The 24,331-nt window shown below is 48.6% G+C and carries 24 protein-coding genes and 1 tRNA gene; 16 read left to right on the plus strand and 9 right to left on the minus strand.

Features of this window, described 5'->3' with window-relative positions; genetic code table 11:
* The first annotated feature begins 7 nt into the window (after positions 1-7).
* The 3 genes from CPY98_RS08775 (at position 8) to CPY98_RS08785 (ending at position 3,847) form a co-directional block, all read left to right on the plus strand.
* Positions 8-1,435 carry a glycoside hydrolase family 32 protein gene (locus CPY98_RS08775; RefSeq protein ID WP_025801831.1) on the plus strand — a complete coding sequence of 476 codons (1,428 nt, stop codon included), beginning with the start codon at positions 8-10 and terminating at the stop codon, positions 1,433-1,435.
* A 79-nt stretch (positions 1,436-1,514) separates the two neighbouring features.
* Complete coding sequence (locus CPY98_RS08780) at positions 1,515-2,870, plus strand: carbohydrate porin (protein ID WP_096387395.1); 1,356 nt, start codon at positions 1,515-1,517, stop codon at positions 2,868-2,870.
* A gap of 26 nt (positions 2,871-2,896) precedes the next feature.
* Positions 2,897-3,847, plus strand: coding sequence for an aminoimidazole riboside kinase (locus CPY98_RS08785; protein WP_096387398.1), 951 nt, complete (start codon positions 2,897-2,899; stop codon positions 3,845-3,847).
* Positions 3,848-4,256: 409 nt separating this feature from the next.
* Here the strand turns inward: CPY98_RS08785 and ychF are convergent, their stop codons facing one another.
* Positions 4,257-5,348, minus strand: coding sequence for a redox-regulated ATPase YchF (ychF, locus tag CPY98_RS08790; protein WP_043492959.1), 1,092 nt, complete (start codon positions 5,346-5,348; stop codon positions 4,257-4,259).
* A gap of 135 nt (positions 5,349-5,483) precedes the next feature.
* Positions 5,484-6,074 carry an aminoacyl-tRNA hydrolase gene (gene pth, locus CPY98_RS08795; RefSeq protein WP_025801839.1) on the minus strand — a complete coding sequence of 197 codons (591 nt, stop codon included), beginning with the start codon at positions 6,072-6,074 and terminating at the stop codon, positions 5,484-5,486.
* A gap of 314 nt (positions 6,075-6,388) precedes the next feature.
* On the opposite strand from pth, the gene ychH reads away from it, so the two are divergent.
* The gene (gene ychH / locus CPY98_RS08800) at positions 6,389-6,661 is read left to right on the plus strand and encodes a stress-induced protein YchH (protein ID WP_025801841.1); all 273 of its coding nucleotides are present in this window, start codon (positions 6,389-6,391) and stop codon (positions 6,659-6,661) included.
* 197 nt (positions 6,662-6,858) lie between these two features.
* On the opposite strand, the gene prs is transcribed toward ychH, so the two are convergent.
* The 3 genes from prs to lolB all read right to left on the minus strand — a co-directional run bounded on the left by prs (position 6,859) and on the right by lolB (position 9,588).
* A complete protein-coding gene (prs, locus tag CPY98_RS08805; protein ID WP_008813270.1) occupies positions 6,859-7,806 on the minus strand; it encodes a ribose-phosphate diphosphokinase in 948 nt (315 codons plus the stop codon).
* 292 nt (positions 7,807-8,098) lie between these two features.
* Positions 8,099-8,971: a 4-(cytidine 5'-diphospho)-2-C-methyl-D-erythritol kinase gene (gene ispE, locus CPY98_RS08810; protein ID WP_043492961.1), complete on the minus strand. Its 873-nt coding sequence runs from the start codon at positions 8,969-8,971 to the stop codon at positions 8,099-8,101.
* Positions 8,968-9,588, minus strand: coding sequence for a lipoprotein insertase outer membrane protein LolB (gene lolB / locus CPY98_RS08815; RefSeq protein ID WP_040045140.1), 621 nt, complete (start codon positions 9,586-9,588; stop codon positions 8,968-8,970). Before lolB ends, ispE begins: the two co-directional genes overlap by 4 nt.
* 370 nt (positions 9,589-9,958) lie before the next feature.
* Between lolB and hemA the strand changes: the two genes are divergently transcribed.
* From hemA to kdsA, 6 genes are all read left to right on the plus strand, one after another.
* Positions 9,959-11,236, plus strand: a complete 1,278-nt coding sequence (hemA, locus tag CPY98_RS08820) for a glutamyl-tRNA reductase (RefSeq protein WP_096387401.1) — start codon at positions 9,959-9,961, stop codon at positions 11,234-11,236.
* A gap of 33 nt (positions 11,237-11,269) precedes the next feature.
* Complete coding sequence (gene prfA, locus CPY98_RS08825; RefSeq protein WP_025801849.1) at positions 11,270-12,352, plus strand: peptide chain release factor 1; 1,083 nt, start codon at positions 11,270-11,272, stop codon at positions 12,350-12,352.
* Complete coding sequence (prmC, locus tag CPY98_RS08830; RefSeq protein ID WP_096387404.1) at positions 12,352-13,188, plus strand: peptide chain release factor N(5)-glutamine methyltransferase; 837 nt, start codon at positions 12,352-12,354, stop codon at positions 13,186-13,188. Before prfA ends, prmC begins: the two co-directional genes overlap by 1 nt.
* A 58-nt stretch (positions 13,189-13,246) precedes the next feature.
* Entirely contained in the window at positions 13,247-13,645 is a 399-nt protein-coding gene (locus tag CPY98_RS08835; RefSeq protein ID WP_043492964.1) for a SirB2 family protein, read from the plus strand.
* A complete protein-coding gene (gene sirB1 / locus CPY98_RS08840; RefSeq protein ID WP_025801854.1) occupies positions 13,642-14,451 on the plus strand; it encodes an invasion regulator SirB1 in 810 nt (269 codons plus the stop codon). The genes CPY98_RS08835 and sirB1 overlap by 4 nt, the downstream gene beginning before the upstream one ends.
* 161 nt (positions 14,452-14,612) lie before the next feature.
* On the plus strand, positions 14,613-15,467 hold the full coding sequence (gene kdsA / locus CPY98_RS08845; RefSeq protein WP_004090343.1) for a 3-deoxy-8-phosphooctulonate synthase: 855 nt from the start codon (positions 14,613-14,615) through the stop codon (positions 15,465-15,467).
* A gap of 77 nt (positions 15,468-15,544) precedes the next feature.
* Here the strand turns inward: kdsA and dauA are convergent, their stop codons facing one another.
* The 3 genes from dauA to CPY98_RS08860 form a co-directional block, all read right to left on the minus strand.
* Positions 15,545-17,251, minus strand: a complete 1,707-nt coding sequence (dauA, locus tag CPY98_RS08850) for a C4-dicarboxylic acid transporter DauA (RefSeq protein WP_043492965.1) — start codon at positions 17,249-17,251, stop codon at positions 15,545-15,547.
* A 1,159-nt stretch (positions 17,252-18,410) separates the two neighbouring features.
* Complete coding sequence (locus CPY98_RS08855) at positions 18,411-18,887, minus strand: heme-degrading domain-containing protein (RefSeq protein ID WP_025801859.1); 477 nt, start codon at positions 18,885-18,887, stop codon at positions 18,411-18,413.
* Positions 18,888-19,070: 183 nt separating this feature from the next.
* Positions 19,071-19,436, minus strand: coding sequence for an HMA2 domain-containing protein (locus CPY98_RS08860; protein ID WP_096387407.1), 366 nt, complete (start codon positions 19,434-19,436; stop codon positions 19,071-19,073).
* Between the two features lie 250 nt (positions 19,437-19,686).
* On the opposite strand from CPY98_RS08860, the gene CPY98_RS08865 reads away from it, so the two are divergent.
* The 5 genes from CPY98_RS08865 to CPY98_RS08885 are packed head-to-tail and all read left to right on the plus strand — an operon-like array spanning position 19,687 to position 23,460.
* Positions 19,687-20,019 carry an HMA2 domain-containing protein gene (locus CPY98_RS08865; protein ID WP_025801863.1) on the plus strand — a complete coding sequence of 111 codons (333 nt, stop codon included), beginning with the start codon at positions 19,687-19,689 and terminating at the stop codon, positions 20,017-20,019.
* Positions 20,020-20,030: 11 nt separating this feature from the next.
* On the plus strand, positions 20,031-20,756 hold the full coding sequence (locus CPY98_RS08870; protein ID WP_025801865.1) for a YtxH domain-containing protein: 726 nt from the start codon (positions 20,031-20,033) through the stop codon (positions 20,754-20,756).
* Positions 20,740-21,054 carry a hypothetical protein gene (locus CPY98_RS08875; protein ID WP_004090330.1) on the plus strand — a complete coding sequence of 105 codons (315 nt, stop codon included), beginning with the start codon at positions 20,740-20,742 and terminating at the stop codon, positions 21,052-21,054. The genes CPY98_RS08870 and CPY98_RS08875 overlap by 17 nt, the downstream gene beginning before the upstream one ends.
* Complete coding sequence (locus CPY98_RS08880; RefSeq protein ID WP_025801869.1) at positions 21,041-21,379, plus strand: YtxH domain-containing protein; 339 nt, start codon at positions 21,041-21,043, stop codon at positions 21,377-21,379. Before CPY98_RS08875 ends, CPY98_RS08880 begins: the two co-directional genes overlap by 14 nt.
* A complete protein-coding gene (locus CPY98_RS08885) occupies positions 21,376-23,460 on the plus strand; it encodes a heavy metal translocating P-type ATPase (RefSeq protein WP_227660094.1) in 2,085 nt (694 codons plus the stop codon). Before CPY98_RS08880 ends, CPY98_RS08885 begins: the two co-directional genes overlap by 4 nt.
* 117 nt (positions 23,461-23,577) lie before the next feature.
* Here CPY98_RS08885 and CPY98_RS08890 read toward each other — a convergent pair.
* A tRNA-Ser gene (locus CPY98_RS08890) sits at positions 23,578-23,667 on the minus strand.
* Between the two features lie 235 nt (positions 23,668-23,902).
* Between CPY98_RS08890 and CPY98_RS08895 the strand changes: the two genes are divergently transcribed.
* Complete coding sequence (locus tag CPY98_RS08895) at positions 23,903-24,328, plus strand: organic hydroperoxide resistance protein (protein ID WP_040045131.1); 426 nt, start codon at positions 23,903-23,905, stop codon at positions 24,326-24,328.
* The last annotated feature ends 3 nt before the right edge of the window (positions 24,329-24,331 follow it).

Genomic DNA, 24,331 nt, shown 5'->3' on the forward strand with positions numbered 1-24,331 from the left:
ATTTTTTATGACATTACACATTGCCGATGCAGAACAGGTGCTGACAGAAAAAAGCGATCAGCTAAATACGCGCTGGTATCCCTATTATCATTTGGCTGCACGGGCTGGCTGGATGAATGATCCTAATGGACTTGTTTGGTTTGATGGATGGTTTCACGCATTTTATCAACATCATCCCTATTCAACTGAGTGGGGGCCGATGCATTGGGGGCATGCTCGCAGTCGGGACCTTATGCGCTGGGAGCACTTGCCTGTAGCACTAGCACCTGAAGGTCCAGAGGATAAGGATGGCTGTTTCTCTGGTTCTGCGGTTGTTAACGGCAATGAGCTAGCTCTTATATATACAGGACATAAGTTCCATGGGGATCCAAGTAGTGAAGATAATCTCTATCAGGTTCAGTGCCTTGCTACTAGCCGTGATGGCGTCAACTTCACGCGTAAAGGACAGATATTAGATACGCCATCAGGACTGCATCACTTCCGAGATCCTAAGGTTTGGAAGGAAGGAGAGATGTGGTACATGGTCGTCGGTGCACGTGTTGAGGATACTGGGCAGGTGAGATTATATCGCTCAGAGGATCTCCATCATTGGCATGAGCAAGGAATACTTGCTGAAGCACCGCACGGCATGGGTTACATGTGGGAATGTCCTGACTTTTTCACCCTCGATGATAAACAGGTACTGATGTTCTCTCCTCAGGGGATGGCTGCTGAAGGTTATGCTAACCGTAATCTTTTCCAAAGCGGTTATATAGTGGGTCGATGGCAACCCGGTGAAAAATTCATCCAAGAAAGCAAGTTTCAAGAGCTCGATCACGGCCATGATTTCTACGCCCCGCAAAGCTTCCTCGCTCCAGATGGTCGGCGTATTGTTATCGGATGGATGGATATGTGGGAATCGCCTTTACCTGAACAGCAGGATGGATGGGCAGGTATGTTTACTTTGCCACGCGAGTTAGTCATCACGCCAAACAACCAACTACAAATGCGTCCTGTGCATGAAGTCGAAAGTCTTCGAGAGGAATGGTATAGCTGGCCAGTCAGCACATTAAAAAATAAACAATTATGTGTCATGCATAATTGTGAGGCCGCAGAAGTCATCGTTACTTGGGATACCTCGCTTAGCGAAGCTGAACAATATGGAATCGCACTTGATGATGGGATGAGATTATATATTGATAATCAAGCAAAACGTCTGATCCTTGAGCGGAATTATCCGCAGCATAACCTTTGTGGTCAACGTAGTATCCCTATGCCAACAGGTGATGAGTTAAATCTTCGCGTATTCTTTGATCGTTCATCCGTCGAGGTGTTTGTGAATGACGGCGAAGCTTGCCTAAGTAGCAGAATCTATCCACAACAGCGCCAGTTAAATGTTTTTGCATGGTCGGGAAACGCCGTTCTAAAAGAATGCGGCGCTTGGAATCTGAGATAAGTAAAAAATTTGATGTCGTCGTTTTCCACCGACGACATCAAACCTATTGCATAATATCCGCTTGGCAGGGACACATTCTATGATCGTGAAGAACGGATTGTTGTTATGTATCGGCGCATTTTCTAGCACTCTTTATGCCCAATCCCATTTGACCTTAGAGCAGCGTATTTCTCAATTAGAGGAAAGATTGATTGCAGCAGAAAAAAGAGCAGGCGTAGCAGAGGCGGAAATTAAAACATTAAAGAATAAGCCCGCTGAGAATAATAAAATCAATACAGATATTACTAACAATAAAAACACATCAGAATTTATTTTTAATCAAAAATCCAAGTTGAAATTTTATGGAGATGTTGAGTTTAATCTAGATAGTGCTAGCCGAACAGGTAGCTTAACATCCCTAAAAACAAATGCGAATAAGAAATTAGCTCCCAGTGAAAGAGAACGTTGGGATGTTAATGGCCGTATATTACTCGGCGTAGATGGCGTTCAGCATTCAAGTAATGGGAAGTACGCTGGATTTACGGTTCAGCCACTTGCCGATATGAATGGAAAAATGAATCTTGATGATGCTGCATTCTATTTTGGCAAGGAAAATGATTGGTTAATGAAAGTAGGGCGCTTTGAAGCCTATGATATGTTCCCACTCAATCAAGATACGTTTGTTGAATATTCAGGAAATACGGCCAATGACCTATACAGTGATGGCTATGGTTACATCTACATGATGAAAGAAGCGCGAGGGCGTAGCAACAGCGGTGGAAATCTACTAGTAAGTAAAACGATTGATAATTGGTACTTAGAACTAAACACATTAGTCGAAGATGGCAGCTCACTTTTCGTAGATCAACGCTATCACGGAGAAAAATTAGATAATAAAAAGAATGTTGTGTATTTTCGTCCCGTAGTTTCTTGGCGCTCGAGCAATTATTCATTGGCTGCAGCAATGGAAACTAATACGGTTAATAATGCGTATGGGTACACTGATAGTCAGGGGCGTTGGCACGATACATCTGAAAGAACTGGCTATGGTTTGACTATGACATGGAACTCCTTGAGAACTGATCCTCAAGACGGAATGATAGTTAACTTAAATACCGCGATGATGGATGCTAAGGATGAGCAAGATTTCAGTGCTGGTATAAATGCACTCTGGCACCGTGTAGAGCTTGGGTATATATATGCGCATAACAAAATATCAAACTTTAACGCTGCCGGTGTTAATGGTGAATGCGGTAATGATTGCGCCATATTGGCACCTGGAAAATACGACATCCATACCATACATTCTTCGTGGAAGGTGCCGGATATTATGAATATGCCAAATTTTAATATTTATCTTGGTGCATACGCTTCATGGTTGAATTCATCTGCAGAAGAAGATTCGAGTAATCAGCCGCGCTACGGGGCTCGTCTACGTTTTAAATACTTGTTTTAAAGTATCGTTTATTTCGAGGAGTTATCATGAATATCTGGACACTGGGTGATGCGGTTGTTGACCTGCTACCTTTATCAAATATGCAATACCAGGCTTGTGCAGGGGGAGCGCCATTCAATGTGGCTGTAGGAACAGCGAAGCTAGGTTGTCAAAGTGGATTTATTGGTCGGGTGGGTAAGGATACATTTGGCTATTTTCTCAAAGAAAGTTTAGATAAATACGGCATTAATACCCATCATATGCAGTTCGATGATAGATTTAGAACCAGTACAGTTCTGGTTTCTCTGGCTGCAAATGGAGAACGCGAGTTTACCTTCTTAGTTAACCCTTCGGCAGATCAGTTTTTGACTTTAGATTCTCTGCCGCATTTTGAGCAGGATATCCTCCATTTTTGCTCATTAGCTTTGGTTTCAAAGGAATGTCGCAACACATTGGCCTCTGCAATTACTAAAGTTAAAGACCAAGGCGGGCTTTTGAGTTTTGATGTCAACTTACGAGAGCAAATGTGGTGTGATCGCGAGCAAATGTTTACGATTATTCATCAGTTTGCATCTCAGGCTGATATTTTAAAACTATCGGAAGAAGAGTGGTATTGGCTAGCCGGAACGCATGATTTCGCTAAAGCAATTGATGTGCTTCATTCAATTCCATCCAAGCTGAAGGTCGTGACATATGGCGAGCAGGGTTCGATGGTGTTATGGCAAAACCAAGTGATCCATTTTAATGGTTATGCTGTTAATAGTGTAGATACTACCGGTGCTGGAGATGCATTTATGGCTGGCCTCCTGGCGGGTATTGCGAAAAATAATTTGCCCGTTAATCTGCCAAACCTGTATCGAGTCATGGCTCAAGCCAGCGCATGTGGTGCTTTAGCTACTACGCAAAAAGGGGCATTAACTGCCTCCCCAGACTCAAGTGCGGTAGAGATATTTATTCGTGAAACATCTCCACTTGGATATGAGATTGCAGATGTTTAGGGACGATAATATAGAGTTAACCTTATTCAAGTTATAAGCACTATCGAATGTTTAAATTAGGTAAGGTAATAGGCTGGGCTTAATAAGCCAATTAAATTATTCAATTCTATAATTGATTTTAAACTATTGTTTGCATCTCTTGAAATAAATATGCCTGTAATTGTTCAATGACTTTTACATTAACAATCATTCGGGTGGCTGTTTTATCAAATTTGAAAATCTTAATCAATTTAACCAGAGGATCATTTTGAAAAGCCGATAAACGCTATCTGCATAGTATTCAGGTCAATGTGCTCTCAGTGATGCTCTTAACTTTAACTGTGCTGTCACAATAATATCAGAGACTCTATGAAATAAAAAAATCCACGCTGATGCGTGGATTTTTTATGAGTCAGCAAGAAGGGGACTTTTAGACGTTAAACAAGAAGTTCATTACGTCGCCATCTTTAACGATGTAGTCTTTACCTTCTGAACGCATTTTTCCGGCTTCTTTCGCGCCTTGTTCACCCTTGTAGGTGATGAAGTCGTCGAACGCGATGGTTTGAGCGCGGATAAAGCCTTTTTCGAAGTCGGTGTGGATTTTACCAGCAGCCTGTGGTGCGGTAGCACCAACAGGAATGGTCCATGCACGAACTTCCTTCACGCCAGCGGTGAAGTAGGTTTGCAGATTCAGCAGCTCGTAACCTGCGCGAATAACGCGGTTCAGACCCGGCTCTTCCAGACCAAGTTCAGCCATGAATTCGTCACGGTCGGCATCGTCCAGTTCGGCGATATCAGATTCAACTGCGGCACACACGGCAACTACCACAGAACCTTCTTTCGCCGCGATTTCACGCACGGTGTCTAAATACGGATTGTTTTCAAAACCGTCTTCGTTCACGTTAGCAATGTACATGGTTGGTTTCAGCGTCAGGAAGCTCAGGTAGCGGATAGCCGCCTTGTCTTCATCGGTTAAATCCAGCGCGCGCAGCATGCCTGCGTTTTCCAGCTGTGGCAGACATTTTTCCAGCGCAGCCAGTTCAGCTTTTGCGTCTTTATCGCCGCCTTTGGCTTTCTTCTGCACACGATGCATCGCACGTTCGCAGGTGTCTAAGTCAGACAGCGCCAATTCAGTGTTGATAACGTCGATATCGTCAGCAGGATCAACTTTGTTGTTCACGTGAATGATGTTGTCGTTTTCGAAACAACGAACAACGTGGCCGATCGCTTCGGTTTCACGGATGTTGGTCAGGAACTGGTTGCCCAGGCCTTCACCCTTAGAGGCGCCTTTTACCAAACCTGCGATATCAACGAATTCCATGGTGGTTGGCAGGATGCGCTGTGGTTTTACGATCTCAGCTAGTTTGTCCAGACGCGGATCAGGCATAGGAACGACGCCGGTGTTCGGTTCAATGGTACAGAACGGGAAGTTCGCTGCTTCGATACCCGCTTTGGTCAGCGCATTGAACAGAGTGGATTTACCAACGTTTGGCAGGCCCACAATACCGCATTTGAATCCCATGTGTTATCACCTTAACTTATTGAATATCAACAACTAAAATTTAGCATGTTGAAGAAATTGGAAATTATTCGCCAATTATACACGCAAAGTATCTTTTTCTCGAATCATCCATCGGGAAAGGGCGCGCGTATATCATCAGCGTGGCGTAGATTTGAACCCGTTCATACGCGCCATTGCGCGATCGATGCCTTCTTTCAGTAGCACTTCGGTACAGCGCAGCGCTTCATCAATAGCGTCGTCAATCAGCGGTTGTTCGCTGGCTAGCGGCTTACCAAGCACAAAGCCGACAACCTTGCTTTTATCGCCTGGATGGCCAATACCGATGCGTAGACGGTAAAAGTTTGGGTTATTACCCAGCTTGCTCTGAATATCTTTTAGGCCGTTATGACCACCGTTTCCGCCGCCTAACTTTAATTTGGCAACGCCCGGTGGTAGGTCGAGTTCGTCGTGTGCAACCAGAATTTCATCAGGTTGAATACGGTAAAAGGTGGCTAGGGCGGCAACGGCCTTACCGCTTAAGTTCATAAACGTGGTTGGTACCAATAAACGCACGTCGTTGCCTGCGAGATTTAGGCGCGCGGTATAGCCGTAAAATTTGCTTTCTTCCTTCAGTGACTGGCCGTTGCGTTCAGCCAGCGCATCGACAAACCATGCCCCTGCGTTATGACGTGTTTGTGCGTATTCCGCTCCGGGATTGGCAAGGCCGACAATTAGTTTGATAGTCACGTTTTGTTCCACGTATCAGAGAAGAAATTCAGCCGCGCATTTTACCCCTATGCGGCGGGAATGCAAAAGCTTGGCTCAAAGGAAGGCGTTAAGTTAAAAAATAGTCATGAATTGGATAAATCATAAGCACACTATAGAATCAGTAGTGTTAAGGGTAATGTAAAATTAACGTAAAGAAAGATAAGCGAAAAAGCACAAATTGTGATGTATGGCGCAATAACCATACGCCATATGAGTCTATACTTTAAGCATAAGGAAAGATTGAACGCCGGAAGGCGTAACACATTAAGTGTTTTAACTTGAGGAGGTGATTTATGAAACGTAAAACTGCCATGAGGCTCGGTAACGTTTTTATGGGATTAGGCCTGATCACCATGGTTGGCGGCGTAGGTTACTCCGTTCTTGCCCAGCTGCCTCAGCTCAATTTACCTCAGTTTTTGTCACACGGCGCTGTTATGAGTATCTTCGTTGGGGCGCTGTTATGGTTGGCCGGTGCGCGTATCGGTGGTCATGAACGTGTTGCCGACCGTTACTGGTGGGTTCGCCACTTTGATAAACGCTGTAATCGTAATACTCGTCATTCTTAACCTTTCACAAACGGTTATTTTGAGTAATAAGATTGTGTTTAAGAAGTTGTTAGTGAATAACATTCAATGAATATTAGCCTAATAAAATAAAACGCCGCACTGCTTTCGCAACGCGGCGTTTTTTTGTCTGCGTCCTACCCAGTACAAACAAAAAACGGCGGATTTCTCCGCCGTTTTGCTGCATGTTGAACGAGAACTTAGTGTTCGAACATCGCAGAGATAGATTCTTCATTGCTGATACGGCGGATAGCTTCAGCCAACATGCCAGACAGCGTCAGGGTGCGAACTTTCTTCAGCGCCTTGATTTCGTCAGACAGAGGGATGGTATCGCAGACGATGATTTCATCAATCACAGAGTTTTTGATGTTGTCGATCGCGTTGCCGGAGAAGATTGGGTGGGTTGCGTAAGCAAATACACGTTTAGCACCACGTTCTTTCAGTGCTTCAGCGGCTTTACATAGCGTACCACCGGTGTCGATCATGTCATCAACCAGCACGCAGTCACGGCCTGCAACGTCACCGATGATGTGCATCACCTGAGAAACGTTAGCGCGAGGGCGACGTTTGTCGATGATAGCCATGTCAGTATCGTTAAGCAGTTTAGCAATAGCACGGGCGCGAACAACACCACCGATATCTGGAGAAACCACAATTGGGTTTTCCAGATTCTGTTGCAGCATATCTTCCAGCAGGATCGGGCTACCGAATACGTTGTCTACCGGCACGTCGAAGAAGCCTTGAATCTGTTCAGCATGCAGGTCCACGGTAAGAACGCGGTCAACACCTACGCTTGACAGGAAGTCAGCCACGACTTTCGCCGTGATTGGCACACGCGCAGAACGCACACGGCGGTCCTGACGGGCATAGCCAAAGTAAGGGATAACTGCGGTAATGCGGCCGGCAGAAGCGCGGCGCAGCGCGTCAACCATAACAACCAGTTCCATTAGGTTATCGTTGGTTGGTGCACAGGTGGACTGGATGATGAAAATATCACCACCGCGTACATTTTCGTTGATTTGTACGCTCACTTCGCCGTCGCTAAAACGACCTACAGCGGCGTCACCAAGGCTGGTGTACAAACGGTTGGCAATACGTTGTGCTAGTTCCGGGGTAGCGTTACCAGCAAAAAGCTTCATATCAGGCACGAGAAGAACCTCAGGCTTGCGTCCAGAGAAGTTGGCAGTACAGACACGTTAAACAGGGGGTGGTGATAGCGTGCTGCAATACCCTACGGGTGTTTCAGAACTCAAATATTCAAAGCAGTAACAGCGAATGTACATCACTTTGAATATGTCTAAGTTCTCTTCATTTGCCAAACAAGACAAATGGCCGAGTCGAAACGTGGCTACTTGCGCTAAATTGTGCTCATAGTTCGCGCTATTGATGCGTTGCTGATACTTAAAACGCGTATCGAGCAGGGCGCATCAAACGTAAAAATCATTTTACGGACTCAATAAGCTCTGAGCGGACAAGGTGTAACGGTGAGGTATTAACGCCACGCGCAACAAAACCCTTGATCCACTCGGGGGCTCTGCTAAGCACCTGACGGGCAGAAGACTCGGTGTCAAATTCAGCAAACACACAAGCACCTGTGCCAGTCAGACGCGACGGCGCGTATTGTAACAGCCATGAAATGACCTGTTCAACCTCACGGAAACGTTTTCTTGCGGTAAGTTCGCAATCATTTGCGTACGGAATACGGAGAAGTTCCTGCAAAGACCGCACAGGAGTGTCTCTTTTCAGCTCCGGATCGCCGAAGATCGCCGGGGTAGGAATATTTACACCGGGGTGTGCAACAAGGTACCATTTTTCTTCAGGATGTGCGGGATGTAACAATTCACCAACACCTTCTGCAAAAGATGCAAAGCCATTAACAAAAATAGGTACATCCGCGCCGAGGGTTAAACCTAACTTTGCCAGCTCGCTGTCGCTGAGATTGGCTTGCCATAATGTATTGAGTGCTACTAGCACCGTTGCTGCATCGGACGAACCGCCACCAAGACCTCCCCCCATCGGAATGATCTTTTCTAGCGCGATATCCGCCCCGCAGTGTGAGAAACGCTCAGGCAAATTGTCGCGCAGCAGTTTTGCTGCCCGAATAATGAGGTTTTGTTCATTTGGCACGCCGTCGATGGGCGTGAGTAAATTGATCTGACCGTCATTACGCGGCGTGATGGTGAGTCGATCGCCATAATCCAAAAACTGAAACAGCGTCTGTAGATTATGGTAGCCGTCTGGACGACGGCCCGTGATGTATAAAAATAAGTTTAGCTTGGCGGGTGCAGGCCAAACGCGGGTGGTCGACATCATTTTTGCAGCGTCCAATTATCCATTTTGAGCTTGATACGCTGTTCACCCTGCGTAATTTCTAGCTGAGCGGGTAGAGACGGTTTGCTGTCGGCATCATATTTTAGGTAGTTCACTTTCCACGTGAGTCCATCTTTACTGTAGGTCAGGTCTTGCAAACGATACTGGCTATCAAGGGTGAACTCTGTTGCGTCACCCGGCAGGCCTAGCATCCATAGACGCAGGCTCTGTAGCGGAATTTGCATGCCGGTCAGTTTTTGGATCATTTCATCTGCGTTATCGCTGACATAGCGCTTGCCTTTATTGTCTGTCAATTGCACCACGCCCGGAATGACGTTTAATTCCATTTCAGTGCTGCCTAGCGGATTAGTCAGCAGCAGTCGATAGCGTTCGGGTGCCGTTTGTTGCCAGAAGAAGCGGGCATATACTTTTTGCTTATCGGAAAGATAGGCAAAAGCACCGCGAGTTTGATATTCAGCGATTTTCTGAACCTGAGACTCATGTTCGCGCCACTGTGGTGCGGTAGGGCTACCGGCAGGACCTTTGTGCTGCGTGGTGCTACAGGCGGCCAATAAAACACAGCTAAGCGGCAGTAATTTAAGTAATTTTAGTTTTTGCATCGGGTTGTCCGTTCAGATTCTCGAGGGTGGAGCGGAGAATGATCATTGCGGCTAACGCTAGCGGTCTTATCTAGCAGCGTCAATGCTTTCTGCGTGTGGTGTAACAAATATTAAGGGTAAAAGTCAGGGAAATTGATTCAATAAGATACATCCCGATTTCGTGTGGCTTTTATTGATCTCGCGCATCAAGTAGAATGCCCACATAAATAAACGAATATACCCGTCATACTTCAAGCTGCATGTGCGTTGGCTGCGTTCAATCACCCGAATCACTTACTTGATGTAAGCCTATCGGGATTCGTTCTCTCGCCGTCTGCCTGCAACGCGAATTATTTAGGGTATCTGAAGCGATACTATTCGACGATTTGTCATGAGCCTGCTTGCACTTGGAATCAATCACAAAACTGCACCGGTAGCACTCCGTGAGCGGGTGACGTTTTCACCTGAAACACTGAACCATGCTATTGAAAGCTTACGCCAGCAACCACTGGTGCAGGCTGGCGTTGTGCTGTCTACGTGTAACCGCACCGAGCTGTACCTCAGCATGGAGCAACCGGAAGATGTGCCACCGCAGGATCTGCATAAACAGATCGTTGATTGGCTGTGCGCTTACCACAAACTTTCCCCTGACGAAGTCAATAAGAGCCTCTATTGGTATCAAGATAACGATGCCGTGAACCATTTGATGCGTGTAGCCAGTGGATTGGACTCTTTGGTATTGGGCGAGCCGCAAATTTTAGGGCAGGTCAAAAAGGCCTATACGGAATCTCAACGTGAGCAGTCGATGTCTGCTGACCTTGAGCGTCTGTTCCAAAAAACGTTCTCGGTCGCCAAGCGTGTACGTACTGAAACAGATATCGGCGCCAGCGCCGTCTCAGTGGCTTTTGCCGCCTGTACGCTGGCGCGCCAGATCTTTGAATCGCTTTCTGAAGTCAATGTGCTGCTGGTTGGCGCGGGTGAAACCATCGAGCTGGTGGCGCGTCATCTGCGTGAACATAAAGTGCGGCATATGATGATTGCTAACCGCACCCGCGAACGCGCTCAGGCGCTAGCGGATGAGGTTAACGCGGAAGTGATTACGTTACCCGAAATTGATGGGCGTTTGGCGCAGGCCGATATCATCATTAGTTCCACCGCAAGCCCGTTGCCGATCATCGGTAAAGGCATGGTTGAACGCGCGCTTAAAGCTCGCCGTAACCAGCCGATGCTGTTCGTTGATATCGCGGTTCCCCGTGATATTGAGCCGGAAGTCGGTAAATTAGCCAGCGCCTATTTATATAGCGTCGATGATTTGCATTCGATCATTCAAAGCAATCTTGCGCAGCGCAAAGCCGCAGCCGTTCAGGCTGAGCATATTGTGCAGCAGGAAAGTGCCAATTTTATGGCCTGGCTACGAGCCCAAGGTGCGGTGGAAACTATCCGAGATTATCGTTCACAGGCCGATCAAATGCGCGCCGAAGCGGAAGCAGAAGCGCTGGCCGCGATTGCACAGGGTGCCGATGTTGAAACCGTCATCCATAAATTGGCGCATCGGCTAACCAATCGACTGATTCACGCACCAACCAAATCCCTCCAGCAGGCCGCGAGTAACGGCGACATCGAAAAATTACAGGTGTTGCGTGACAGTCTCGGGCTGGACCAAAATTAGTTCCTCTTATTACATACAGGTAAATAGCCACGCATGAAGCCTTCTATCGTTGCCAAACTAGAAGCATTACAAGAGCGTCACGAAGAGGTGCAGGCGCACCTCGGAGATGCCGGAGTGATTGCCGACCAAGACCGTTTCCGCGCGCTGTCACGTGAGTACGCGCAGCTGACCGACGTCACTCGTTGTTTCCAGACCTGGCAACAGGTACAGGAGGATCTCGCCACGGCTGAGCTGATGCTAGACGATCCTGAAATGCGTGAAATGGCGCAGGAAGAAATTTCAGAAGCCAAAAATCAGATCGCTGACTTAGAACAACAGTTGCAAATTCTGCTGTTGCCGAAAGACCCAGATGATGAGCGCAGCTGCTATTTAGAGATTCGCGCAGGAACCGGCGGTGATGAAGCCGCATTGTTTGCTGGCGATATGTTCCGCATGTACAGCCGTTATGCTGAGGCGCGTCGTTGGAAAGTTGAAGTGATGAGTGCTAACGAAGGCGAACACGGCGGCTTCAAAGAAGTTATCGCCAAAGTGATCGGCGAGGGTGCCTATGGGCGCTTGAAGTTTGAATCTGGCGGTCATCGCGTGCAGCGCGTACCGGCAACGGAATCACAAGGCCGAATCCATACCTCTGCCTGTACCGTTGCGGTGATGCCTGAAATTCCAGAAGCTGAATTGCCGGATATCAACCCAGGCGATTTGCGTATTGATACCTTCCGCTCATCGGGCGCGGGCGGACAGCACGTTAACACCACGGACTCAGCGATTCGTATTACTCACTTACCAACCGGTATCGTGGTTGAATGTCAGGACGAACGTTCCCAGCATAAAAACAAAGCAAAAGCGTTGTCGGTGCTAGGGGCGCGTATTCGTGCGGCTGAAATGGCTAAGCGTCAGCAGGAAGAAGCATCAACGCGTCGTAACCTGTTAGGCAGCGGCGATCGTTCTGACCGTAACCGCACATATAACTTCCCGCAGGGCCGCGTGACCGACCACCGTATCAACCTGACAATTTATCGTCTGGATGAAGTGATGGAAGGGAAGCTGGATTCGTTGATCGAGCCTATCGTTCAAGAATACCAAGCCGATCAGTTGGCATCACTTTCTGAGCAAGACTAATGCGATTTGACCAGTGGCTAAAACAGGCGATTGAAAGGCTATCTAACGGTGAAAGCCCTAAGCGTGACGCCGAGATCCTGCTTGGTTTTGTCACTGGCAAAACACGTAGCTATATTTTAGCGTTTGGCGAAACCGTGCTTTCACCAGAGCAGGCGCGACAGCTAGAGCATCTGCTGGCGCGCCGCGAACGGGGTGAACCAGTGGCTTATCTGGTTGGAGAACGCGAGTTTTGGTCGCTTCCGCTAGAAGTGTCACCGGCGACGCTGATCCCTCGTCCAGATACCGAATGTTTGGTGGAAAAAGCGCTCTCGCTGTTGCCTGCAACGGCCTGTAGGGCGCTGGATTTAGGGACCGGAACGGGCGCTATTGCCTTGGCACTCGCAAGTGAAAGACCGGATAGCCAGTTTATCGGCGTGGATTATTCGGCGGATGCCGCGGCACTTGCATTGCGTAACGCAACACGTCTAAACCTCACTAATGCTTCATTTTTCACAGGAAGCTGGTTTGAGCCAGTCTCCGGGCAGAAGTTTGCGCTCATTGCGAGTAATCCCCCTTACATCGATGCAGCCGATCCGCATCTATCGCAGGGCGATGTTCGCTTTGAACCTGCCAGTGCGTTAGTGGCTCCTGAGCAGGGGCTGGCAGATTTACGCCATATTGTTGAATATGCGCCCGATCACCTCATCCATGAAGGGTGGTTGATTATGGAACATGGCTGGCAGCAGGGCGAAGCCGTACGCCAACTGCTTACGGCTCGCGGATTTGTGCAGGTCGCCACGCAGAAAGATTATGGTAACAATGACCGGATTTCTTTCGGCCAGTGGATAGCCAAATAGTGGAACACACGTCTTTATCGTGCCCAATGTCGTTGACTACAGAAAGAGGAAATAACGTATGGAAGCTTATATTGGGATAAAACATCTGCATTTGCTGACGGTGGCAATAAGCGTTGTGCTATTCATTCTGCGTTTCTTCTGGAAATGCCGTAATTCAGCTATGATAGAGCGCCGTTGGGTGAAGATTGCGCCACATGTGAACGATACCCTGTTATTTGTAACCGGTATCGCCTTGGTCTTTATTACTCGATTTTATCCATTTACCCCGCAGGGGACTTGGCTGACGGAAAAACTGGTCGGTGTTATTATTTACGTTGTGCTTGGCTATGTTGCTTTAGGCAAACGACCACGTAGCCAAAAAGTAAGATGTTTTGCTTTCGTGGCAGCACTCGTATGTTTGTACTTAATTATTAAACTGGCAATGACGAAAATGCCGTTGCTGATGGGGTATGTATGAGTTCCATAGCTGATTTTGAGTTTAACCGCTTCCCTCTGAGCGAAGGGGTTATTCTAGTTTCGCAAGCTATACGTCGTGATTTTCCTGCCGATACAGTGCGCGAAACATTGCAGCAGCTGACGGAGCAGGCGCTGGCGCATATCGATGCGGAATTAGATCAGGATCAGAAACTTGAGCAGCTAATCGATCTGTTCTTCAATGAGTGGGGATTTGGCGGGGTGGGCGGCGTATATCGTCTTTCTGACGCGCTCTGGCTGGATAAGGTGCTTAGCTCACGTCAGGGAACGCCAGTTTCTTTAGGCATTGTTTTCCTGCATATCGCGCACCAGCTTGATTTGCCTTTGCAGCCGGTCATTTTCCCAACTCAACTGATTATGCGAGCCGATTGGCTCGATGAAGAAATGTGGCTGGTTAATCCGCTCAACGGTGAAACGCTCAACGAGCATACGTTAGAAGTTTGGTTGAAGGGCAATCTTGGCTTAATGGCCAGCCTTGAAGATACCGACTTCGACGAAGCAGAAAACAGCATGGTGGTGCGCAAAATGTTGAGCACTCTCAAAGCAGCGTTGATGGAAGAAAAACAGATTGAATCTGCGCTGCGCGCCTGCGAGGCCTTGCTGGAATTTGACCCCGAAGATCCCTATGAGATTCGCGATCGCGGCTTGATTTATGCGCAGTTGGATTGTAATCATATTGCGGTTTCTGACCTCAGCTACTTTGTTGAACAGTGTCCAGAAGACCCTGTATCCGAAGTGATTAAGGTTCAGATACACTCCATTGAGCAGAAAAATATTGTTCTGCACTGATTTATTTTCCCCCATGAGCGCCGACTGCGCTGATGGGGTTTAAATTCGTTATTTTTGCCTCCATTTATTGATTCTTATGCCGGACGTTTTGTTGTCGCAGTTGCAGTCGCGACTTCAGAGCCACAAGGTATACACGGTTACTTGAACATTAAGGCGCAAGCATGAAACAGAAAGTTGTCAGCATTGGTGATATCAAAGTCGCGAACGATTTACCGTTCGTTCTTTTCGGTGGCATGAACGTGCTGGAATCGCGTGATTTGGCGATGCGTATCTGTGAGCACTACGTTACCGTTACTCAAAAACTGGGTATCCCTTACGTCTTCAAAGCTTCTTTTGATAAAGCCAACCGTTCTTCCATTCACTCTTATCGTGGCCCAGGTCTAGAAGAGGGTATGCGCATCTTCCAAGATATCAAACAGGCTTTCGGCGTTAAAATTATCACTGACGTTCATACACCAGAACAGGCGCAGCCGGTTGCCGACGTGGTTGATGTGATCCAATTGCCAGCATTTTTGGCGCGCCAAACCGATCTGGTTGAAGCGATGGCAAAAACTGGTGCGGTGATCAACGTGAAAAAACCACAGTTCCTGAGCCCAGGCCAGATGGGGAACATCGTTGATAAGTTTGAAGAAGGCGGCAACGACAAAATCATTCTGTGCGATCGCGGTGCAAACTTCGGCTATGACAATTTGGTTGTTGATATGCTGGGCTTCGGCGTGATGAAAAATGCCTCTAAAGGCAGCCCGGTAATCTTCGACGTGACACACTCCCTGCAGTGCCGCGACCCGTTTGGTGCGGCATCTGGCGGACGTCGTGCGCAGGTAACCGAACTGGCTCGTTCAGGTATGGCGATTGGTTTGGCTGGCCTGTTTATCGAAGCTCATCCAGATCCAGCCAATGCTCGTTGCGATGGCCCATCTGCGCTGCCGCTTGATAAACTTGAGCCATTCTTGGTTCAGATGAAAGCGATTGACGATCTGGTGAAAAGCTTCCCAGAGCTAGATACATCTAACTAATCTTATTGAGATTTTAGTTAGGGTATAAAAAAGGCACGCGTGTAGCGTGCCTTTTTTTATCTCTAACAAACGCTGTACTAAGAAGCTGCGCTCTCGTTCAAATGCTTAACTGCATCTGGCAGGGTAGAGAAGAAGGCGAGTTTGCCTGAGATTGGCGCGATCCGAGCGCGAGCAAAGGTTTTCAGCGGTTGGAAAGGAATATCGGTGATAATCAACTGTTTCCCTTCTGGTAACGCCTCAACGAAGCGCTGGAATGCGTTCAACCCACCTGCATCAAGCACGGGAACCGCGTCCCACTGCATGACGATGGTATCGTAATCTTCACTTTGTACCAACAGCTCAGAAAAGATACGCTCGGCAGCCGCGAAGAATAGCGGCCCGCTAACGCGTAGCATCAGCGTTGACGTCTCGGCTGATTCACTCAGTACGCTTAAGCGCGTCATCCGTGCAATACGGCGCATAAACAGCAGCGATGCCAGCACAATCCCCACGGTGATAGCAATCACCATGTCGAATAGCACCGTCAATGACATACACATCAACATAACGATGATGTCGTCTTTGGGGGCGCGACGCAGCAGATAAACCACTTTATGCGCTTCGCTCATATTCCATGCCACCATCAACAGCAGTGAAGCCATTGCGGCCAGTGGCAGGAAGGAAAGCCACGGTGCGAGCACCAGCAGGGCGAGGATCACCAGCAACGAGTGAATAACGGCTGATATTGGTGAAGTTGCTCCCGCACGCACGTTAGCCGCTGAGCGCGCAATCGCCGCGGTCGCGGTGATACCGCCAAAGAAAGGCGCCGCAATATTACCTAACCCTTGACCGATAAGCTCTCCATTAGAGTTGTGCTTTTTCCCGGTCATACCGTCGAGAACCACGGCGCACAGCAGAGATTCTATGGCACCCAACATCGCCATAGAGAAGGCCGCCGGCATCAACGCAGTCAGCGTGTTCCAGCTTAAATCAAGGGGCTGTCCATTTCCCGATGGCAGATTCCACGGCAACACAAACTGCGGCAGGATCGGCGGTATGCCTTGGCCTTGAGTGCCATCGGCTAGCAGGTAGCTAAAGCGAGAGCCGATAGTGGCTACGTGGGTATCAAATAGCGCAAAAATCCCCATGACGGCGGTGCCGGCCAGCAGTGCGGGTAAATGCCCCGGTAAACGCAGGCCTAAGCGAGGCCAGAGAATTAATACTGCCAGCGTGGTTGCGCCAATCAGCGTGTCGGCCCAGCTAATGGTGGGCAGCGCCTGCGCTAGCGCAGCGACCTTCATGAGATAGCTTTCGGGCACGTGTTCGAGGTGTAAACCGAAGAAATCCTTGATTTGCATGGTTCCAATGGTAATCGCAATACCAGAGGTAAAACCGAGAGTGACGGAAAGGGGAATATATTCAATCAGGCGGCCAAAACGAGCCAGTCCCATCAGCAGCAAAAACACCCCAGACATCAACGTCGCCAGTAACAGACCGGATAGACCAAACTGCTGTGACACCGGATAGAGAATCACAACGAAAGCCGCTGTTGGGCCTGAAACACTAAAACGTGAACCGCCGCTTAACGCGATCACGATACCTGCAACGGCTGAGGTATATAAACCGTACTGAGGCGGTACGCCGCTGCCGATGGCAAGGGCCATCGCCAAAGGAATAGCAATAATGCCGACGGTGATGCCGGCAATAATATCTTTAACAAAGCGCTGTGCGTTGTAAGGCTCACGCCAGCAGGCTTCTATTAGCGCGCTAAACGGCATCACGCCGTTAATTTTATGCGTTTTCATTATACGAATTGTTAGCTAGTGACCTAGCTCCCTAAGAGAGGTTCAACGACTACACCATTGGCATCTGGCCAAATGGACTCCCGCTGGTGACAAAATGGGCACAATTTTGGTACACCCCAAGCTTGCTTCATTGCGATAAATCCTATGATTCACACAAAAAAATCACTCAAGCGACGAATCGCTTTTTAGCCGGAAATAACGAATGAAACAGAATCTCAAAGAAGGGCACAATTTCTAACCACTGTTTTCATCAGACCTAGAACTAAGCGACTGATTCAACCACCATCGATGATAGTTTACACCCAGTTGGCAGAGGTTGCCTTGACTAAAGTCTATAACTCTCGCTCAAAGTCGAAAAAAATCTGGTTTATCAAGCTCAAAGAGTTAATCAAACTTGACGCCAATATAGCGTACACTCTCTCTAAAAAGTGAGGGGGAAAGAATGAGTTATATTAGTAGTAATTAAGAGTGGAATAAAAATCCTATATTGACTCTTATGATAATATTTATTCTTATTAGAAGATAAATTCGCATGAATTCGACATTCGTTAAGTTATTTTTTCGCGTTTAAACATGACTTATCTACCAGCGTAACTATTTTTAGTTGATTATTACCACGCTTCTATTATCGACTATTAACCTTTAGATAAGTCTATACACAGCGTTATTAATAACGTGTTGTTAGGCCTAACTGTGAGTTTATCAATTGCCTTTTACTATTATTTTAAGCAATGGAGTTCGAGAGTGAACTATTCGTCATCAGCTAAGTTATTTGTTTTCATGGTTTTTTTGTTAATTGTACTAAGCGCATCCGCATTAACCTATCTGATGAATAATTAGCCAGCGTTTACGGGTGTTGGCATGTAAGCCTTCTTGAGATGAACAGCAGAGTACAATTTTTCAGTTAAATGACGCATGCTTATATTATAGATGAAGCGTTAATATATCGATGCGAATCCCTAATTGAGACACGGGTTATTAACGGCTAATTTGCAGAAAGTCGTTGTATCGGTAGTGGTATCGCTGGTGAATAACGTTATTTCTTTGTGATAGTTCCCGTTGTTTATTGCTAAGCCATTGCTCAATATTGATAGCATATTGCGTGACAGCAATGGCGAAGCGAGATGATGTCAATCTCTGCTTTTAGTCCGCATAACGGTTAACGAGCGGTTAACTTGAGAAAACGAGATATCACGGTTGTTACTATCTGGTGATCGTCGAGTTGCGGAGCACCAGAAACAGTGATGGTGCCTACACATCCGGTGTCTTTAATGATGAGCGGAAAGCAGCCGCCGTGCGCGGCATAGTCATTTAAACCTAAGCCGTAGCGTTCTTCTAACGTGGAGTTGCGTTGCTGTAAGCGTAGGCCGATGGCATAAGAGCTTTTGTGAAAGCGATTGACCACATTGCGTTTTCTGCGGATCCATTCGGCGTTATCCGGCGATGTGCCACGCATCGCGTAATGAAACAGCGTGTGCCCAGCTAACTGAATATCGATACTGACGGCAACGCCGCGGCGCTCCGCTTCCGCTTTTAACTCAGAGCCAATTTCCCATGCGGTATCGGTATTAAATGAGGAAAACTGCAAGCTGGCTTCTTCTGCGGCAAGCAGGGCTAATTCGTCTTCAGTATTCATTGCGTGTTTTCCTTCATCTAAAAATGGCAGCATAACGTTTGGTATCGCACAGAGCTAGACCGGTTAGTTATAACTCAGTACGTTCAACGTTAATCCAGCAGCGGTGCTCATCAGAAATCTTATTCGCCAGATAGCAAAACGCCGTCTCTGCGGGCAGAAACGGCGTTTAAGAAAGAGTCTAAATTAGCGGGCGAGGGCGGTAACGGCGCTCACCAGTGGGCCACCCACGGTACGCTTTAAGGTCAGAATGGCGATACCTTTAACTAAAGAGACGGCGCTACGGCGGATGGTGCTATCGATGTAGTCTTTGTCTTTTTGCACAGACAACCAACCCATTCCCTCAATTTGAGCGAGCAGAGTGGCTGCTTTTACTTGCTTGGAGTCAAAACGAATCGCCACCGAGCCTGCGTAAAGGCGATGGGTGATCTCTTCAATTCCGTCTGTCGCTTGCAGTTTCTTGATCGCTTCTTTGATCTGCTTTGGATTGCGCTGAATAAAATCCGAACGGACACGAATGCGATTTTGAGTTTGGTGCAGGTAAGGTGACATGTGGACCTCATACATGATAACCGTAATGAGAATAATTTATATTAATGAAATCACTCTGTCTATCCCTTGCCGACTTTTTCCGCACTTTCCGATCGTATCAATTCTCACTTTCGGTCATTAATTGATGGACCGCAAACATAGCGCTAAAACCTTATTTTTAGTGTGAATACCTATAGCTTTATACGATAGATTAGCCTTAGACATCCAAAGTGCTTTGCACTTGAACGCCAATGACGAACGGGATTTTTTCATGCAGTTAGAAGATTTAAGCGGGCTCATGACGCTACGTCGCTTTGTTGAGGTGGCTCACCATATTCCAGGGCGCATCCGTTTGCGCTTCACCAACCGCCTGATTTCAGGTCTGAGTAAGAACAAACTGTCTGCACTTGAAGAAATATGCCATCCAGAGGGCTATTTGCGTAGCTATTCATTGAACACTGCCACGGGAAGTCTGGTGCTGGAATACAGCGCCGCGCACATTTCACCCGCCACGCTCAATCAGCTTTTCGGCGATGACGATGCCCTCGCTCATCAGGCTCTTGAGCAGATTTACTCCACTCTTTCACATTCAGAAAGCAAATAAGGGATCACACTATGAGTAACGACAACAATAACCCAATGAATCAGGGTGCACCTTATTACCCACCGTTTGGCTACCCGTATTACCCGCCAATGCCTGAAATGCAACAACAGCCTGCTCAGCAGATGCCCCCACAGCCGCAACAGCCGCCGATGGGCTGGCCACAGCAGCCTGTTTGGTATCCGCACATGATGCCGGGATTCCCGCCAATGGGTTACCCAATGCCGCAACAGCAGCCAATGATGCCACCTCAGCAGGCTATGCCACATCCGCATCATCCACATCACCATCATCACGCTGCCGCACCGGGATTTGACTGGAGCTCACAGGCACAGGGTATGGTTGAAGGCATGATGGGCGAACAAGCGGGTTTGCTGAAAAATATCATCAGCACCATTGGCGCTGACGATAAAGAATTCTGGAAAGGCGCGATGATCGGCGCGGCGGCCACGCTGCTGTTGACCAATGAAAGCGTACGCAACATGTTGATGCAAACCGTCGCTAACGCAGGCGATTTGCTGAAAACCGGTGGTGCGAAAGTGAAAGATGGTGTGATGAGCGGAGCAGAAACGATTAAAGAAACCGCAACCACCAGCAGCACGATTTTCCGCGACACGCTGAAAGCGGGTAAAGAAGGGTTCACTGAGTCCGTAGAACGTCATCGCCAGCCTGCGCCTGCTGCCGCTGCGATGGTCGAAGGGCAAGAGTCTGAAGGAAACCTGGATGAGCAACAATCGTGATGAATTAAGTTCCGTTAGCCGCGCGTTGATTGCTGGCGCCTTGGTGGGAACGACGACGTCCTGTATTGAACAGTGGCGTAGCTATCAAAACGGTGAGAAAAGCCTGAATCAAACGGCGGCAAAAGTGGTGAGCGATGCCACCAAAGCCGGGTTGGTTAGCGGTGCCGTGATGGCGGTTGCCAGCGCTACGGCAGGCCGCCCGCTCCTAACCATGTTGACCGTGATCAGTGCCGGTGCAGCCGGACTGTATCTGATGGACGCAATGAAGAATAAGGAAAACGACAATGAATCAGCCTAACTATCCTTATGGTTATCCGTATTACTACTACAACAACAATGGGCAAGGCTACGTTAATCCACAGCAGATGCCTGCGCAGCCCGTTGCTCCTCAGCCTACGAACTATCGTCAGGCAAATGGGCGCACTCACTTGCTGACTGGCATGGTGGCAGGTGCCGCCATTGCGTATTTATTGACGAATCGTCAGGTTCAGCAGGGCATCACCACCACGGCGAGCAAAGCATGGGGAACCGTGCGAGGCGAAGTTGAGGAGCTTAAAGAGCGTCTGGCAGATTTACAGGCTGAGCTAGATTATTACCACAGTAAGGAACAGGACACCGAGTGAAAGCTATCTCTCCTGACATGATTGTTGTTGTACACCGTCTGCCAGGGCGTATACGCGTGCGCGTTCCTCAGCTACGCACCATGCCAGATTGTGCGGCATGGTTGAAGCGTCAGCTGCTTTCATTCCCCGGTGTGACGGGGACACGCCTGCGGCCTGAGGCACGTTCGGCTGTTATCACCTATGACGTGGCGGCGACCAGCGATGAACAGCTGTTAGCTAAGCTGCGCAGCCTTGATTGGGCGCAGCGTACCGAAGGCGAATACGAAACGGAATACTGTGGCGGTGATAACCTGCTTAACATCGGTGGGCTTGCGCTTTCTCAGCTCTTACCCAAAAAATGGGCGGCGCTGCCAACCTTATTGCTGACGTCATCGACGTTGAGCGAAGGGGCGCATCAGCTTGCCCAACGTAAGCTGAAAGTTGAAGTCTTAGACGCTCTGGCACTCGGATTGTCGATGGCGCGCGGCGATTATCGTACCGCGATGCTGACCCAATCGCTGCTGACGCTCGGCGAATATATGGAGCAAGAAACCAGTCGACATTCAGACGCGTTGCTGGCGAGCCTCATGCAGCCGCGTGAGCATCCTGTTTGGGTTGAACGTGATGGGCAGAGCGTTGAAATTCAATCAGAAGCCTTAGTGAACGGCGATGTGATGCTATTGGGGCCGGGTGATAATATTCCGGCCGATGGCACTGTGATTCGCGGCGTCGGGTTAATCAACCAAGCGTCGATGACAGGTGAGGGCGTTCCCGTTCGCCGTGAAGTCGGTGCGTGGATTTATGCCGGTACGCAGGTGCAAGATGGCAATATCGCCGTGCGTGCGGAGCGCGTGGGCGATGATTCTTCCACGGCCAATATCCGTCGCTTTATCACCGACTCGCTAAGCCAGCGCAGCGAGACGCAGAAGGTCACGCAGGAAATGGCCGATCGCCGCGTGGCGATCACCATGGGCGTGGGCGCTGCGGTATTTGCGATGACCCGTGACTGGCAACGTCTGGCTTCGGTATTCTTAGTCGATTACTCGTGTGCGTTAAAGCTCAGTACGCCAATCGCGTTCAAGTCGATCATGTATCGTGCGGCTCGCAACGGCCTGTTGTTGAAAGGCGGCCGTGCAATCGAGCAATTGGCCGCGGTCGATACCGTCGTCTTCGACAAAACCGGTACGCTCACCCATGGCGATATGCTGGTGACCGATGTGGTGAGCTTCGATCCTGAGCGCACGTGGGCTGAGCGGTTACTGGCCATTGCTGCTTCGGTTGAAGAGCACAGCAATCACCCATTGGCACGAGCGGTGGTAGCCGCGGCAGAGCATCACGAACTGCCGCACATTAACCACGGCGAAGTGGAATACGTGATTGCCCATGGCCTGTTGAGCGAGTTGGACGATCATCAAATGGTGATTGGTAGCCGTCACTTCCTCAGTTGTCACTATGATATCGATTTTGCTCCATATGCGGATGAAATTGCCGAGCTTGAACAACAAGGTCGTCATCTTCTGTTTATCGGTTTAGATAATCAGCTTGTGGGCATGATTGGTCTACAGGACAACGTGCGTGATGAGGCAGCTCAGGTGATTTCCCAACTGCGCGAGCATGGCATTAATAACGTTGTGTTGCTAACTGGCGATAAAGCGGAGAAAGCGGAGCAATTAGCCGCGGAGTTGGGCATTGATCGCTTCTATGCGCAGGCTACGCCAGAAAGTAAAGTTGAGGTTGTTCGTCAGTTACAAGAGCAGGGACACCGCGTCTTGTTCGTCGGCGACGGTATCAACGATGCTCCGGTGCTGACGCAGGCAAACGTGGGCTTAGCTATGAACCAGAGTACGGAGCTGGCTCAGCAGGCAGCAGACGCCGTGCTGTTGCAGGATCACCTGCACGGTATTGTGGCAGCGCGTGAGCTCTCTTTGGAAGCGATGAAGCTGGTCAACAGCAATATTCGTCTGACGGAGTGGGTGAACAGTTCCATTATGCTGGCTGCGGCGCTGGGCTGGTTAACGCCAACCGCCAGTGCGTTGCTGCATAACGGTACTACGCTGGGGGTGCTATTGCGCTCTTTGGCAGCCAAGAACGCCGGAAAGTAGGTGGCTAACGATTCTCGGCCTGACGCAATAGTGTGAGGCCGAGAATAATCATACCCCAACTTAAATTTTGGATATAAAAAAGCCCCGAATTTTCATTCGGGGCTTTTTTATAAAATATGGCGGTGAGAGAGGGGTTCGAACCCTCGATACGCTTTCGCGTATACACACTTTCCAGGCGTGCTCCTTCAGCCACTCAGACACCTCACCGTTTTGTTGCCGTGCTATGCACTGCAACGGGGCGCTACTATAGGGATTCACCCCCTCAGGGTCAAGAATAATTTCAGCAAAAACGCGTGTCTGGCGAGGGAATAGCCAATCAGAGTGCTCTGACATCATCCTTGGCCGAGATGTACTACAGTTACCAGATGAAAGTTATCAAACAAAGTTTTCAAGTCAGTTCTCTCATAATCACAATTCTCTAATCAGCCAAAAGGAAAACGTTATGTCGATTGAAAAAGTTGTCTATCGTGCAAAAGCGAAAGCCACCGGCGGCCGAGATGGTCGTGCTACCTCATCTGACGGTGTGTTAGATGTGAAGTTGGGGGTACCAAAGGAAATGGGCGGCGCGGGTGGGGCGGTGACCAATCCTGAGCAACTCTTTGCCGCAGGATATTCGGCCTGTTTTCTCGGTGCGCTGAAATTTGTGGCATCAAAAGAGAAGGTCAAAGTTCCCGCCGATGCACAGATTGAAGGCACTGTGGGAATAGGCGAAATACCAGGAGGCTTTGGGATTGAGGTTCAGCTAGATATCAGTTTGCCAGGTATCGAACGCAGCGTGGCGGAAGAGCTAGTGAAAAAAGCCCATCAGGTATGCCCATACTCCAACGCCACCCGCGGGAATATTGATGTGAAGCTGAACGTCATTTAACTA

The organism is Hafnia sp. CBA7124, from assembly GCF_002355555.1.
Classification (GTDB): domain Bacteria; phylum Pseudomonadota; class Gammaproteobacteria; order Enterobacterales; family Enterobacteriaceae; genus Hafnia; species Hafnia alvei.

Excerpts from the sequence above, each read along its gene's own strand:
- dauA (WP_043492965.1), bottom strand. The coding sequence starts at position 17,251 with ATGAAAACGCATAAAATTAACGGCGTGATGCCGTTTAGCGCGCTAATA.
- CPY98_RS08855 (WP_025801859.1), bottom strand. The coding sequence starts at position 18,887 with ATGAATACTGAAGACGAATTAGCCCTGCTTGCCGCAGAAGAAGCCAGC.
- CPY98_RS08780 (WP_096387395.1), top strand. The coding sequence starts at position 1,515 with ATGATCGTGAAGAACGGATTGTTGTTATGTATCGGCGCATTTTCTAGC.
- CPY98_RS08785 (WP_096387398.1), top strand. The coding sequence starts at position 2,897 with ATGAATATCTGGACACTGGGTGATGCGGTTGTTGACCTGCTACCTTTA.
- CPY98_RS08860 (WP_096387407.1), bottom strand. The coding sequence starts at position 19,436 with ATGTCACCTTACCTGCACCAAACTCAAAATCGCATTCGTGTCCGTTCG.
- CPY98_RS08775 (WP_025801831.1), top strand. The coding sequence starts at position 8 with ATGACATTACACATTGCCGATGCAGAACAGGTGCTGACAGAAAAAAGC.
- CPY98_RS08875 (WP_004090330.1), top strand. The coding sequence starts at position 20,740 with ATGAGCAACAATCGTGATGAATTAAGTTCCGTTAGCCGCGCGTTGATT.
- CPY98_RS08880 (WP_025801869.1), top strand. The coding sequence starts at position 21,041 with ATGAATCAGCCTAACTATCCTTATGGTTATCCGTATTACTACTACAAC.
- ychH (WP_025801841.1), top strand. The coding sequence starts at position 6,389 with ATGAAACGTAAAACTGCCATGAGGCTCGGTAACGTTTTTATGGGATTA.
- sirB1 (WP_025801854.1), top strand. The coding sequence starts at position 13,642 with ATGAGTTCCATAGCTGATTTTGAGTTTAACCGCTTCCCTCTGAGCGAA.
- hemA (WP_096387401.1), top strand. The coding sequence starts at position 9,959 with ATGAGCCTGCTTGCACTTGGAATCAATCACAAAACTGCACCGGTAGCA.
- prmC (WP_096387404.1), top strand. The coding sequence starts at position 12,352 with ATGCGATTTGACCAGTGGCTAAAACAGGCGATTGAAAGGCTATCTAAC.
- kdsA (WP_004090343.1), top strand. The coding sequence starts at position 14,613 with ATGAAACAGAAAGTTGTCAGCATTGGTGATATCAAAGTCGCGAACGAT.
- CPY98_RS08865 (WP_025801863.1), top strand. The coding sequence starts at position 19,687 with ATGCAGTTAGAAGATTTAAGCGGGCTCATGACGCTACGTCGCTTTGTT.
- ychF (WP_043492959.1), bottom strand. The coding sequence starts at position 5,348 with ATGGGATTCAAATGCGGTATTGTGGGCCTGCCAAACGTTGGTAAATCC.
- lolB (WP_040045140.1), bottom strand. The coding sequence starts at position 9,588 with ATGCAAAAACTAAAATTACTTAAATTACTGCCGCTTAGCTGTGTTTTA.
- CPY98_RS08895 (WP_040045131.1), top strand. The coding sequence starts at position 23,903 with ATGTCGATTGAAAAAGTTGTCTATCGTGCAAAAGCGAAAGCCACCGGC.
- prfA (WP_025801849.1), top strand. The coding sequence starts at position 11,270 with ATGAAGCCTTCTATCGTTGCCAAACTAGAAGCATTACAAGAGCGTCAC.
- ispE (WP_043492961.1), bottom strand. The coding sequence starts at position 8,971 with ATGATGTCGACCACCCGCGTTTGGCCTGCACCCGCCAAGCTAAACTTA.
- CPY98_RS08870 (WP_025801865.1), top strand. The coding sequence starts at position 20,031 with ATGAGTAACGACAACAATAACCCAATGAATCAGGGTGCACCTTATTAC.
- CPY98_RS08835 (WP_043492964.1), top strand. The coding sequence starts at position 13,247 with ATGGAAGCTTATATTGGGATAAAACATCTGCATTTGCTGACGGTGGCA.